This window comes from Halosimplex yunnanense (assembly GCF_054504345.1).
The window spans coordinates 385251-397424 of record NZ_JBTJEL010000035.1; the positions used below are offsets into that span (position 1 = coordinate 385251).

Sequence of the window (12174 nt, forward strand, 5' to 3'; positions counted from 1 at the left end):
ACGAGTCTCAGCCTTTCGGCTCCAGGATCCCGACGTAGTCCCCGCCCGCCGGGTCCAGCCTCTCTTCGGGTTCGAGCGTGTCGACGAGGTGCCAGGGCGTCTCGCTCGCGAGGTCGGCCATCGTGTCGGGGGCGGCCATGAGGTAGTCGAACCACGGCGTCGCGAGCGTCTCGTGGCGGACGCGCATCCGGAGCGCGCCGGGGAGCCGGCCGCGCTCGCGGTTGTACTCGTGGTACGCGAGGTGGGACTCGTCGTCGGTGGCGACCGGATCGCGACTCTGGGCGACGAGTGTCGCGTCGTCGGTCGCCACCTCGGCCAGTCCACGGAGGCGGTCGGGAGCGGTCTCGGCGCTCCCGACGAGCCCGAAATTGTTCCCGAGCATCAACACCGAGTCGAACGTACCGCGGTCGAACGCCTCGGCGACGTCCGCCACGTCGACCACCCGGGCGTCGTCGACGCCGCGCTCGCGGGCCACCTCGACCGCACCGGGCGACACGTCGATGGCCGTCACGTCGTGGCCCTGCTCCTGCAGGTACAGCGCTGCGCGGCCCGCGCCACAGCCCACGTCGAGGACCCGCCCCCCGACGCGGTCTACCGCGCGGCGGTCGGGTGCCGGCCACTCGTCGTATCCGGCGAAGTAGAACTCGCCGCCGGCGCTGATCCCGATCCAGCCGTCGTCCCGCTCGATCACCTCGACGCCCTCGCCGGTCTCGTGGTAGTCCCGGAGCATCGCGCCGAGCGCGTCGCCCGTCTCCGGCGTCGGCGCCTCGGGCGTCTCGCTGTCGTCCATACGGGCGGATCGACCCGCGGGGAAATCAGTGACGGGGGTCGCGTGGGGATCTGTGGCACACTCGACGACGCGGGCGATTCCGCCGGGAGGGAAACAGTGACGGGTGCGCAGTCCTCGTGTCGGGACATGTACCTCGCAGACCGGACCTGGCCGGAGCTGGGCGAGTATTTCGACGCGGAGTCGCTGGCGCTCGTGCCGCTGGGGTCGACCGAACAGCACGGCCCGCACCTGCCCGAGTCCACCGACCACCGCATCGCCGAGGCGCTCGCCCGCGAGGCCGCCGAGCGGACGGGTTTCCTCTGCACGCCCACGATAAACGTCGGCGTCAGCCCCCACCACCGGCAGTTCCACGGCACGATGTGGGTCGAACCCGGCGTGTTCCGCGACTACGTCGAGTCGCTGACGCGGAACCTGACGTATCACGGCATCGACCGCGTGATCTTCGTCAACGCCCACGGCGGCAACGTCCAGCACCTCCGCGAAGTGGGCCGCCGCCTCCGCGACGACGGCGACGCCTACGCCATCGAGTGGATGTGGGACGAGTCCATCCCCGAACTGGTCGACGACCTCTTCGAGAACAACGGCCCCCACGGCGGCCCGAAGGAGACCGCGATGATGCTCCACATCGACGACGAGTTAGTGCGTGAAGACCAGTTCGAGCGCGCCCGCGACGACGGCATCCGCAACTTCGAGGACTACGAGGGCATCCGGAAGTTCGGCGCCCGCACCTTCTACGACGCCATCGACAACACCGAGTGCGGCGTCATCGGCGACCAGACCGACGCGACCCGGGAGAAGGGTGCCGAGTTGTTCGAGGCCGCGTGTGATCAGTTGGTGAAGTTGAGCGAGTGGCTGGCCGAGCAGGAATACGCGGACCTGATGCCGCGGGAGCACGTGTAAGATGGGCTAGTTCAGGTACAGTGGGTTCCGGTTCTCCGCTGGTGTGTAGCCCTGATACCGCCGATTTCGATCCTCCCAACAAAGACTTTTGGTTGTAAGCGTTGTAAGGACTGGTAACGGAAGGCGATACGCATGTCTAACGCCAGCAAACGAATTCCTGTCACAGAGGAACGGTGGAAGGAACTGAACGAACTCAAGGAAGCGGGGGAAACCTACGACGACCTGCTCGGAGAGTTGATCCAGGAACACCAGCGCCGGCAACTCGCCGAGCGGGCGAAGGAGGTCCGTGAAGCAGACAGCGAGGATCTGACGTCGCTTGATGAGTTATGAGGTCCTCCTCGCGGAGGAAGCCCGTGAGTACGTCGCCGCGTTAGACGAGAAGAGTGCCCGCATCGTGAAGGACAACCTACGGAAACTTGCCGACGACCCGTATCCGAGGCCAGAACCCGGCTCCGGAGACAAAGAGAAGCTGGTGATCGACGGAGAGGAGCTATATCGGCTACACATCGGGCGGACCCACACCGCGTTCTACGACGTTCTCGAAGGAGACGAGGAAGTCCGTGTGATCGAGATCGTCGACATCGACGAGGCCCACAAGCGCTACGGGTTCGATTGACCAACAGTACGAGCGGAGTTGAGTATCCAGCATACGGCGAGCGAAGCGAGCCGTTTCACGCGAGCGCGGAGCGCTCGCGCCTTTTTGCCCCATCTTTTTGCGGCGAGTGATTCCCGCAGCGAGCCGAAGGCTCGCGAGGAAACCCGAGCCGCAAAAAGGTGGACGGGCACGGTGGGTTCCGGCTTTCTCACGGTGTGCGGCGTTGATTGTAGCGAACATGGGTTTTAGAGGTCAGGGAGGTGGTCGCTGCGCTGTTCGGCCTGTTCTCGGTCGGTTCGGCGGTCGTAGTGGCGATCGAGGATATCTTCGCTCGCGTTGAGGCGGTCTTTGACGACTCGTCGGGGAACATCCTCGCGCCGATAGTAGGTCACCCGACCACTCCGAACGTCGTGCGGAGATCTCGCGGACGGGCACTTGCTCGCGTGGTCGAGGTGGGTCGCTTCGCAGTCGTCGAGGTCGCGGTCGTGCGGACAGTCTTCGCCGCGCCAGCAGGGACGAGTCACCCGGTACAGCGTGGTTCGGATAGTGTTGGCCGCTGGACGACCGTACTCGGTGGTAATCAGCGGTTCTCGACCGTGGTCGTCGGTCACCTCGTTCCGGTGGAAGTCGATGTAGTCCTTGATGAACGTCGCAGTCCGCTCACTGATCCGGTTCCACCGGGTTCCCTTATCGTGGTTCTTCAGCGGGGTTCCAGTATCAGGCCGATGGACGAAGTGAAGTGCCGGACCGGACAGACGCGGATGCTTCCCTTCCAGGTCGAGGTCGCGGAGATCGAGGCCACGGAGCGCGCCGGTTCGCGCACCAGTCTCCCACAGGAGCAGCAGGATGATGTGGTCTCGCGTGGCCGGTTGCGCGTTTTCGAGGTAGTCGAGAATGGCGATCGCGCGGTCGGGATCGAGTGTGGTATCCGATACGTCCTCACCGTTCTTCATCGTCGGCAGCGTCAGCTGCTCGTACAACTCCGGGTCGACCGCGTCGATGTTGGCCGCGAAGCGGAGGAACCGACGGAGGGTCGCCAGCTGACCCTTGAGCGTGACGAGTTTGATTGGTTCTCGATCTTCTCCCTGGCCTTCCCGCCGCCAGGTGCGATACCTGAAGAGGTCACGACCGGAGAGTTCGTTCAGGTTCTCGATCCCTTCTTCGTCGCAGAACTGGATGAACGCGCGAAGCCGGTGGCGGGCGCTCTTGCGGGTCGATTCGGCGTGTTCGTCCCGCATGGCGTCATGGTACATCTCCACGGCGTCGACCGGAGAGATTGGGTCGAGGTCGGTCACTTCTCACCACCTCTCCAAGAGACAGCCATCATCCGGTTACAGTTCGGACACGGCTTCGAGGTCTGGAGTGAGACCGCGGTGACGTAGTTGGGATATCGCTTCGAAAATCCGCAGTCAGGGCAGCGTAGCTGACCCGCTTCCTTCGGGGGAACGGCGGTCTTTTCACTGGTCGATGCCTCTGGTGACGTGTGGGGCGAATGCCCCACGCTGGTTCCGTCTTGCATGGGTACGCGGGCGGAGCCGCCTTCTGGGCCGTGTCCCAGCACGGCCCGATTCCGATGACTCAGAGCCACCGGTGTGGGCGGCCCACGACAACACTGGAGATTGCTGACAACATAAATGTAACGACGACCCTATTACGTTGTTAAAACACTCTTTAATTGGTAGAGTATGAAATAGGTGGCACACGGGGAAAATGAGAATAAGATGCGTCGATCTGGTTCGTGGATGAGTGTCTGGGACGACCGGATCCTCGAATGGATGCGAGAAAACGAGGGATCCGGAACTCCAAAGCAACTCAACGACAGCGGGTTAATTCGCGTCTCGCAGACGCATATCGCGCGCCGATGTAAGAAACTCGCTGACAACGGTCTACTCCGGCACGTCGGTAACGGAGCTTACGTTATCACGGAGAAAGGCGAAGCCTATCTGAACGAAGAATACGACGCAGAGCAAGGAAAATACATCAACAACGGGAATTCGGCCACAGACGGCCCATCGGCATCGGAACAGGGACGGAACGGAGTGTGACTGCCCTCCACTATGACGATACGAAGAACCGCAACATGGCAACGGTGTGTGGACGATCGGATACTTGAACATCTCCGAGATGAATCGTGGTCAACACCGCGCCACATGGCGAAACTCTCAGGAATCCACGCAACGAAGGCGCAGGTCAGAGAGCGATGTTACGTTCTGGCCGACGCCGAGCTAGTGGCATTTCTTACTGAGGACGCCCATCTCGTAGAGATAACGACCGCGGGGGTTCAGTACCTGAACGGTGAAATCGACATGGAGTTGCATCCAACGCCTCGCCACCCTCGTGCGATTTGTAAGTAACTGAAAAGCAATTTACTTGTAACTGGGGATTACCTTCACCTTCGTGTATCAGTACACCCCCGACGAGATCGACCAACAGCGAGCCCACCACCAAGCGGTAAAGCAGGACGTAGACGACGAGAAGGTCAAGCGAATCGGGAACCTTGGCGAGCTCGCCTTCGAGCAGTTCTGTCGTGAATATCTCCCTGCGGAAATGTGGGAGTGGGAAAACGAAGATGCACTCCGGCGCTGTAACCCTGAGAGCTATTCCGGTCACGACTTCGAGGTTTTCGGGTACGAGGTCGACGTGAAAACTTCTCGGGACGTGTCTGCCTTTCTACCTAAGAAACTAGTTGAAAACGACTCGGAAGACGATATTATCGTGATGGCGTGGCACCGAGACAACGAGGACTCACTGATTCTACTAGGCTGGGAACACGTGGAGACGCTGAAGTCGAAAGTTCAGACGCAAGAAGAGTTCTCGGGAGACGAACCCGAGAAATTGCGACACCTGGCGTCGAGGCCGATGAACGATCTCCAGGACCTCGGGCCGAACATGGCGAACATGAACCAGAAGCCCGAGAATCCGTTCCAGCCAGGTGACCGGGTAGAGAAGAGAGGAAAAGACGATCCGTCTGTCGGGGTTGTCGTTGAGGTGTTACCGCCAGAGACACAGATCGAATTATACGGGCAGGAGTTGGACGGCGAAGGGGTTCGGGTTGCGTTCCCGAGTTCGATCGATGAAGGCCCCGGCGACTGGCGAGAGATCGATCGAGCGTTACTATCTTCCTATTGCGACGATCAAGACATCAGTCTGTACACCTACAAGCACGAGAATCTGAAATTCGCAGAGAATCCGTATACTGTCGGAGACTACGTCATCAAGCCATCGCACGATGATCCGGACGTGGCGGTAGTCGTCGAATGTGACGAGGAGGTGACGGTCGCTTTCGACCGGCAGCTGGGCAACAAAGTAGAGCCAGCAAATCTCAAAGCTCACTGCGAAGAAAACGATATCTCGACATACAGTTACGAGCCGTCTGTTCTCGAATTTGCGGAGATCTAAGGGATAGCGCCTGACCGCACCGCAACCGCAACACGATTGGGGCCGACCGTAGGTCGGCCCGTGCGCCCCGGCTTGCCGGGTCGACCCGCAAGGGGTCGCTTACCGGCAGCTCGCCGCTGACGCGCCTCGGGGCGCTCGGCGCGTCCGAGACACGGCGAGCTATCCGGTGCTTATGATCCATTTCCCAATTAGCGCTAAATCTACAACCGAACGGAAACAATCGAGATGAGACTCTACTAAGAATTCTCTTTCGATCTAGGAACCGAGAGACAGCCCACATTGGGATGGCGATGCGATCTAATTTAACACACACTCCCCAATGCTTTTCCGCCAGCGCAGGAGTCCAACCTGCGTTCCGGCTTCTGGCTGCGAGTAGCCGCCTCTCGGCGACCCCACAAACGGCTTAAAGCCGGCGGAGTCCATTCGAAAAATAATTGTTTCTCAAATATAAATATTTCCCCTTATGGGCATTAAAAGTGGGACACTTACGGAATTCACTCAAGAGTTCTATACAGAGGCTATATTTAGACAAGACAAACTACGATCAAAGTTCCAGAATACTTGCGATTCTTTAATTACTGATGGTGATCCGCCTAGCCGCCCTCTTTATATCGATAAAATTGGTGAATTCACTGGTGGTTGGAATTTCTGGAACCAATTGTATAATCATGAAAAAGAACATAATTTTCACTTTCAACCTGAATTTTGCGTTCCTTCTGGTGGCGCTCACCTTCCAAGTTGGGTGATTAATAGCTATAATTTAGCAGATTATAAGATCTCTCCTAGGATTTTGTTTTACCCTTTTGGATATTTTGTAGTTCGTGTGAGGGTGTACTTTGAGTTTGAAAATGAGGTTCCCGTTAGAGAATTCCTTAATTTTGAACGCTCCGTACAAAAGGAGCTAGAAATCTCCATTGAGAATGGTGATAGAGACATACAATCGATATTCATGGACATAAATAAGTCCGTGTTTGCGGGAGATATTCCAGAGCCTTACGTTGGAAAGAACGGAGATCGGAAGGTCTGTTCAATTACCTATCTTTATGAAAGTGATGAGTTATCAAAGTCAGAACGGGCACGTATTATTCGACGAGAAGAACGGGATATTCCGGAGCGGACCGCAAATGAGGTAGCTGAACCGTATATGGGCTATCTAAAGGGTGACCGGATTTCAGTTGATTTAGAGGGAGCAGCAGTAGTTACCCCGTCATTTTCGCCACTGAGTGAACGGAACCGGCGCTGGAAACGAATTCATCTCTTGAATAATCTGTATTTAGCATATGACTTTGCTCTCTTAGAAGAGCGGCACCTCAAACGAATTCGCGATGATTTGACCGAATTGTTGGATGAATTCAACACCGAGAATTGGTTTGGCAATCCTATCTCACCAAGATATCTAGGAATACTACAGGCTGTACTTGAGTTTGGTGCACATCTCCGAGTAACTAGAGGCGAAGTATACGGGGAATTAGAGCCTCTCGAAATGAAAGAAAATGTCCAGCCGGATATAGATGATTATGTTGATAGAGTTATAAACCATGAATCCGTTCTTGGGGGGTTATCCGATCTCATTCCTCAGGTAATACTACGGCGGATAATCTGACTACTACACTGTACCAGCTAAATTAACAAAGAAATTGAAGTCTCATCTGCTCGGCCCCCCATTAAGGGGGGCGCTCGCAGGCTCGCTCGCTAGATGGTGATATCAAATTCCGCTTGTTCATCGGGATCGTATGAGCCGGCGATTGGCGGCACCGGATCGAGCGAGTATGCGAGGTCGCTAGGGTTACCGTCAATGAGATCTCGATAGAACTCCGCGGAATATTCCGTCTCGTCAAGGCCCACGTTTTCGGCCCGCTGAACGATAATGTGGTCAGCATGTTCTCGAATCGGCGGTGCGATATCATAGCCATCCTCGCGGTGACCGATAACGAACAGTCGAAGTCCAAGTTTCGATTTGAATGTCACCAGCGGGTAGAACTCATTGTTGACTTCGTAGCTCTGGGTTTGAGCGTTCGCCTGGGTACTCATCTCGTCGAGGACAGCAACCACATCTGAATATTTCTCGCACAGCAGTTCCAGTTCAGATTTGGACTCTACGGTGTATGTCCGTTCGTTCAGTCCAGGTTCTTCCCACTCGAGGGTGGTTACGTTCGTGGCGAGGACTGCATCAGGTTCATCGCGGAGATGTAGACCGGCACCAACCAAGGCGGAATTAGTTTTTCCGCCGTCGGTCATGCCGAGGAACACACCGAGGTATCCCGGCCGCCGGAGGTCCTGAACCAGCTGGGAGAACACCTGGGCGCTAGAGAAGTCCGACTCTCGACGAGTCAGCCCGGACAGCCAGGAGAGCACAGCGAGGTTCCCGTTGCGGACTGCCGCAGCTGCAACCGGCGAGCCGTGAGCGGCGATCAAGTTCCGACAGTACTGGGTCTGCTCGAACGTCGCCGGGAGATCGGCTTCTTGGTCCTCGTTGATGCGTAGAATCTCGTCGTATCGACGCTTGTAGTGAACATAACGATGGAGCGCACGGCCGTCGAGGAACGGCGCGAGCGGATACACGCGGTTGTTCTCGGTCAGTCGACCTTCAGCCACTTCGCGGAACTCCGCAGCGCCGATGCCCAGGGAACTGCCGTCGTAGTTACTCATGGTCCACCTCGCTGCTGGGATGCTGACCGTTGCTACCCGGTGAACCGCCGGCTTTCGCACGTTCTTCTAGCGGGTCGCTGGACTCTTGGATGTCGGCCGAGCCAGGACGTTCGGCTTCGGCGCGCTCTTCCTGATCGTCGGCTTCCCCGCGGCTGGGGATCAGGCCGTCGAGCGTACTGTCGAGGTCGACGTCGAGGTCAAAGTTCATCGGGTCCAGCCCATCGGCGAGGAAGGAGTCTTCTTCCGCACCGAGCAGCAGCGCGTGAGATAGCTTGTCCGTGTTTTCGAGGGCCTTCATGTCCGCACCTGCGCGGGCTTTTAGACCCTCGAAGGCGAGCGGAACCAGTTTCTTCCGCTGCTGTTTCAGCGAGGCTTTCTTCTCCATGAACTTCTGGTGGGAGATCTCGCCTTCCCACGTCGATACCAGGACTCGACGAGGAACCGTTTTCTTCTCGCCGGTCTCTGGGTCGACCTCTTCGCGCTGCTCGATGCGCTGGCCTTCGGCGAAGTAGATGGTCTCGCCGGTGGCGCGACCGTGACGAGTGGCGAGTCGGTCACCCTCAATCTCGGCCTTTCCAAACTCGTCGGGATGGAGGTACTTCAGACCCCAATACTGACCGTCTGGGTCATTCAGCACGATCGGCACGTCGAGGCGCTTCTGGTAGATGTACGCGAACAGGAACGCATAGCAGACGATGAACGGGCTACCGATCATCGCGGACAGCAGCACTATCGAGATCGGCCGCGCCGGGAGACCGTACCACCAGACCAGTGCGAGGCCAAGGAGGCTCAGGATACCGATCAGCAGGGGGGCGGCCGTGTATCGCAACACTTCGACCATCAGCTCACGATTCGACGGCTTCGCTGGAGCCTGCGGGTTCGGCGGTTCAGTGTTGGTCATGTTCCTTCCCTCTCAGCTTTCGATTCGCAATGAACGCGCCCGGCATCGCGACAGCAAACAGGGCGAATATCGTCGCGCCGGCCAGCCACGTATCCTCGGGAGACGGGCCACCCGGCACGAAGTCGGTACTACCGCCTTTCCGTATCGTATGGCCGTACAGCGTTTCGTCAGTCGAGATGGAGACGCCGACCCGACCGTTTCGCTCGGTGACGGCGAACTTCAGCTGGGCGCGCCCGTCGACGACGGTCGTCCGCCGGTTGATCTCCCGGTCTTGGTCCGTGAAGAACGCTCCCGCGTCCGCCAGCGTCACCGCGATCGGGGAGTCAGACCGAAGGACGATCGTCGCCTCTCCAGTCTCGAAGCCCTGCATCTCGTCCACTGCGGTGTACGACGAGGAGACGATGACAAGGCCGTCTTGTATCTGTGTACCCGACTCCTTGGGCATCTCCACACCGGGACCGCTCTGCGTCCCGTTGTCGGCCTGTGCGACCGCGCCAGTTGGTACCGACACCAGCGCCACGAGGAACGCTATAGTAACAGCTACTCGTTTCATATTGGATAAATATGGGAAGTGGTGTTTCAGCTGATTATCGCCGGGCCGATCACAGGCCACAGCAACATTACCAGCGCGATGATTCCGATGATAGCGGCCACAACACCGACGAGTCCACCGGATACGAGGCCACCACCGAATCCGCCGAAACCGTTGGGTAGGAAGCCGGCACCACCGGAATTCCTCTTTTTCTGTTCGCGAGCCTCGACCTCGGCGCGGAGCGAAGCGAGTTCTTCGTTCAGCTCCCGCAGCTCGGTCATGTTGGCAGTATTGTAGTTCACCTTTCGGACCGTCACGTTCTGGACGTTCTCACCATCACTGTTGGTGATGTTCCGAATCGTGAAGTTGCGTTGCAGCTCCACGATTCGATCATCGGTCACTACATACTGCTGACCGCCGATCGCCTCAGGGTCGTACGTGTTGCCGGCCTCGAACATCCCGCTGGCGGGAGTTTCGTCCGACAACAACATTCCCTCGTGCTTCTGGGAACCGGCCTCGACCTCGAATGAACCGACGTTCTGGACGTTCTCGGGCGTGTTGGCACCCATCAGCGTGAGGGAAGTTGTCGCCCACGCCTGGAACGATCCGTTCGGACTGTACTGCCGGTTCATCATGTACGGGTCTATGAGGTCGCTATTGTTGATCTCACCAGTCTGGTACTGGTCGTAGGTGGTTTCAACGAACGAATCAATCTCACTTTGAACCGACTGGCTTTGGGAGACGATCTCGTCGTTCGCCTTCTTGTACCGCTTCAGGTCCACGAACAGCAGACGATCGTAATTCGAATCCGGGGCTTTCACCGCGAACCCATGAATCTCGTCGCTCTCGTTGATGTACTCTCCGAAGTGCAGCTTATGATCTGCTGTAGTACCAGACGTAGTATCACTACGAGTGTAGTACTGGGTGTACATATACGGGATATTGACGGTAGTAGAATTCACCAGCGTGAAGTTCTCATACCCGTCAATATACCGATTCGTCCCTTGGTCATCGTATTTGTAGGGTCCCGTCGAAGTGACCTCTACAAAACTCGCAAAGTTGTCACCGATGCCGCTCTCGTTTTGAGCGACACCTTTCATGTACTCGCCATGTTGCAGCTGAAGACGCCACTGCTCAGCGAGGTTTTTCTGTTTCCCAGCGTAGTAGTCGAGAGCCTTCTGTTTCGCCGCAGTCTTCGCCGCGGCCTTGCTGCTACCGTTGTTTAACTCCCTGACGTACTGGTTTTTAGCGATCATCAGGGCGATATTCTCAGTGTCCTGAAGACTGTTCTCTACAGTCGTCTGATAGAGGTCAGCGTTAGCCTTGCTGTTTTGCGCCGACTGATAGAGATCCAGTTTCAGTTGCTGAGCGTCTTCTTGGGTCGTGTTTACCGCTCCCGCATTCCACGGGATCTCGCAGTCAGTCCCGAATCCAGCAAAGCCGAGCGTGAAACCGATCGCGAACAGCTCAGTGTTCGTACACTCGCGGGAATCAGCGGTGGCCGTCGTCATCATCTCCGGACCGACAGTACCACCTAACGACGAAGTGATCAGCGTCAAGACGAGGAACGCATTTAGCAGTTGACGCTTCATCGTCTCACTTCCCGAGGATCGCACCAGTCACGACCATCAGCACCATGATCACGACGCTGGCCCAGGGGTTCAGGTTCGTCACCGCGGTCTGCACCTCGACCATCACAGCGTTCGCCGTCATGACGACAGCGGTCAGCGTGACAATCACCCATTCAAGCGGGTGGTAGTTCGACGGGTCACGGGTACCACTGGAGGCGAACACCACGGCATACGCAGCGTACGACGCCGCCAGCGGGAGGAACTTGTACTCGGTCAGCAGCTCCACGATGTCGAGCATCAGCCCGGTCTGGACCAGCCCGACGACTGCGAAGAGCATCAGCGCCAGCGCGGTGCCGATGTCCAGCTGCTTGTATGCCTGGAGCGCCGACCGGTTCCGGTAACTCATTCTCCGTCACCACCCATCGCGCGGACCTCCCACACGTCGAACTCGCGTTCGTCGCCGTCGTCGGTGGTGAAGGTCCGCGTCTCTTCGGTATGCTTGATGCCGACTACGTCGCCTTCACCGAGTTCGTTCGACTCCAGGGCGCGGTCGATCTGGCCGTTGGACCACATCGCCACAATGTCGCCGAGACCGCGGGCCAGCTCGATGACGGTCGTGTCGTACTGACCGCAGTTAGGTTTGACCGCGCGGATCTCCCCGACGACGCTCTCGCCGGGTTCAAGGTCGAGCCAGTCAGTGTCGTAGTCGTCCGATTCGTCGCTCGCTTCTACAGTTTCGAGATCGTCGAAAGACGGGGTATCCTGGGTTGCCATACTGCATACGATATTTCGGGCGGCTATACTAGAAGCAGCAAATCACCAGACGGCAAGGGGATA

14 protein-coding genes are annotated in these 12174 nt (G+C 57.9%); 6 read left to right on the forward strand and 8 right to left on the reverse strand.

What is annotated here, in order from left to right; all coding sequences use genetic code 11:
• Window positions 1-7: 7 nt before the first annotated feature.
• Window positions 8-790 carry a class I SAM-dependent methyltransferase gene (locus tag AB2U09_RS15545; protein WP_459193641.1) on the reverse strand — a complete coding sequence of 261 codons (783 nt, stop codon included), beginning with the start codon at window positions 788-790 and terminating at the stop codon, window positions 8-10.
• Between the two features lie 126 nt (window positions 791-916).
• Between AB2U09_RS15545 and AB2U09_RS15550 the strand changes: the two genes are divergently transcribed.
• The 3 genes from AB2U09_RS15550 to AB2U09_RS15560 all read left to right on the forward strand — a co-directional run bounded on the left by AB2U09_RS15550 (window position 917) and on the right by AB2U09_RS15560 (window position 2306).
• Complete coding sequence (locus AB2U09_RS15550) at window positions 917-1690, forward strand: creatininase family protein (protein ID WP_459193642.1); 774 nt, start codon at window positions 917-919, stop codon at window positions 1688-1690.
• 132 nt (window positions 1691-1822) lie between these two features.
• On the forward strand, window positions 1823-2020 hold the full coding sequence (locus tag AB2U09_RS15555) for a hypothetical protein (protein ID WP_459193643.1): 198 nt from the start codon (window positions 1823-1825) through the stop codon (window positions 2018-2020).
• Complete coding sequence (locus AB2U09_RS15560; protein WP_459193644.1) at window positions 2010-2306, forward strand: type II toxin-antitoxin system RelE family toxin; 297 nt, start codon at window positions 2010-2012, stop codon at window positions 2304-2306. Before AB2U09_RS15555 ends, AB2U09_RS15560 begins: the two co-directional genes overlap by 11 nt.
• Before the next feature lie 224 nt (window positions 2307-2530).
• Here AB2U09_RS15560 and AB2U09_RS15565 read toward each other — a convergent pair whose 3' ends face one another.
• Window positions 2531-3538: a tyrosine-type recombinase/integrase gene (locus AB2U09_RS15565; protein WP_459193760.1), complete on the reverse strand. Its 1008-nt coding sequence runs from the start codon at window positions 3536-3538 to the stop codon at window positions 2531-2533.
• A 468-nt stretch (window positions 3539-4006) separates the two neighbouring features.
• Between AB2U09_RS15565 and AB2U09_RS15570 the strand changes: the two genes are divergently transcribed.
• From AB2U09_RS15570 to AB2U09_RS15580, 3 genes are all read left to right on the forward strand, one after another.
• Window positions 4007-4330: a winged helix-turn-helix domain-containing protein gene (locus AB2U09_RS15570; protein ID WP_510172080.1), complete on the forward strand. Its 324-nt coding sequence runs from the start codon at window positions 4007-4009 to the stop codon at window positions 4328-4330.
• Window positions 4331-4682: 352 nt separating this feature from the next.
• Window positions 4683-5684, forward strand: a complete 1002-nt coding sequence (locus AB2U09_RS15575; RefSeq protein ID WP_459193646.1) for a DUF7961 domain-containing protein — start codon at window positions 4683-4685, stop codon at window positions 5682-5684.
• 463 nt (window positions 5685-6147) lie between these two features.
• Entirely contained in the window at window positions 6148-7287 is a 1140-nt protein-coding gene (locus AB2U09_RS15580; RefSeq protein WP_459193647.1) for a hypothetical protein, read from the forward strand.
• 89 nt (window positions 7288-7376) lie between these two features.
• Here the strand turns inward: AB2U09_RS15580 and AB2U09_RS15585 are convergent, their stop codons facing one another.
• Genes AB2U09_RS15585 through AB2U09_RS15610 form a run of 6 tightly spaced genes read right to left on the reverse strand, consistent with a single transcriptional unit; the run spans window position 7377 to window position 12111 of the window.
• A complete protein-coding gene (locus AB2U09_RS15585; protein WP_459193648.1) occupies window positions 7377-8333 on the reverse strand; it encodes a hypothetical protein in 957 nt (318 codons plus the stop codon).
• A complete protein-coding gene (locus tag AB2U09_RS15590) occupies window positions 8326-9234 on the reverse strand; it encodes a hypothetical protein (RefSeq protein WP_459193649.1) in 909 nt (302 codons plus the stop codon). The genes AB2U09_RS15585 and AB2U09_RS15590 overlap by 8 nt, the downstream gene beginning before the upstream one ends.
• Window positions 9221-9787 (reverse strand): DUF8063 family protein, encoded by a 567-nt coding sequence (locus tag AB2U09_RS15595; RefSeq protein WP_459193650.1) that lies wholly within the window; start codon window positions 9785-9787, stop codon window positions 9221-9223. Before AB2U09_RS15595 ends, AB2U09_RS15590 begins: the two co-directional genes overlap by 14 nt.
• Window positions 9788-9813: 26 nt before the next feature.
• Window positions 9814-11358, reverse strand: coding sequence for an Env/VP5 family phage fusion protein (locus tag AB2U09_RS15600; protein WP_459193651.1), 1545 nt, complete (start codon window positions 11356-11358; stop codon window positions 9814-9816).
• A 4-nt stretch (window positions 11359-11362) separates the two neighbouring features.
• Window positions 11363-11743, reverse strand: a complete 381-nt coding sequence (locus AB2U09_RS15605) for a DUF8023 family protein (RefSeq protein ID WP_459193652.1) — start codon at window positions 11741-11743, stop codon at window positions 11363-11365.
• Entirely contained in the window at window positions 11740-12111 is a 372-nt protein-coding gene (locus AB2U09_RS15610) for a hypothetical protein (protein WP_459193653.1), read from the reverse strand. The genes AB2U09_RS15605 and AB2U09_RS15610 overlap by 4 nt, the downstream gene beginning before the upstream one ends.
• Window positions 12112-12174 lie beyond the last annotated feature (63 nt).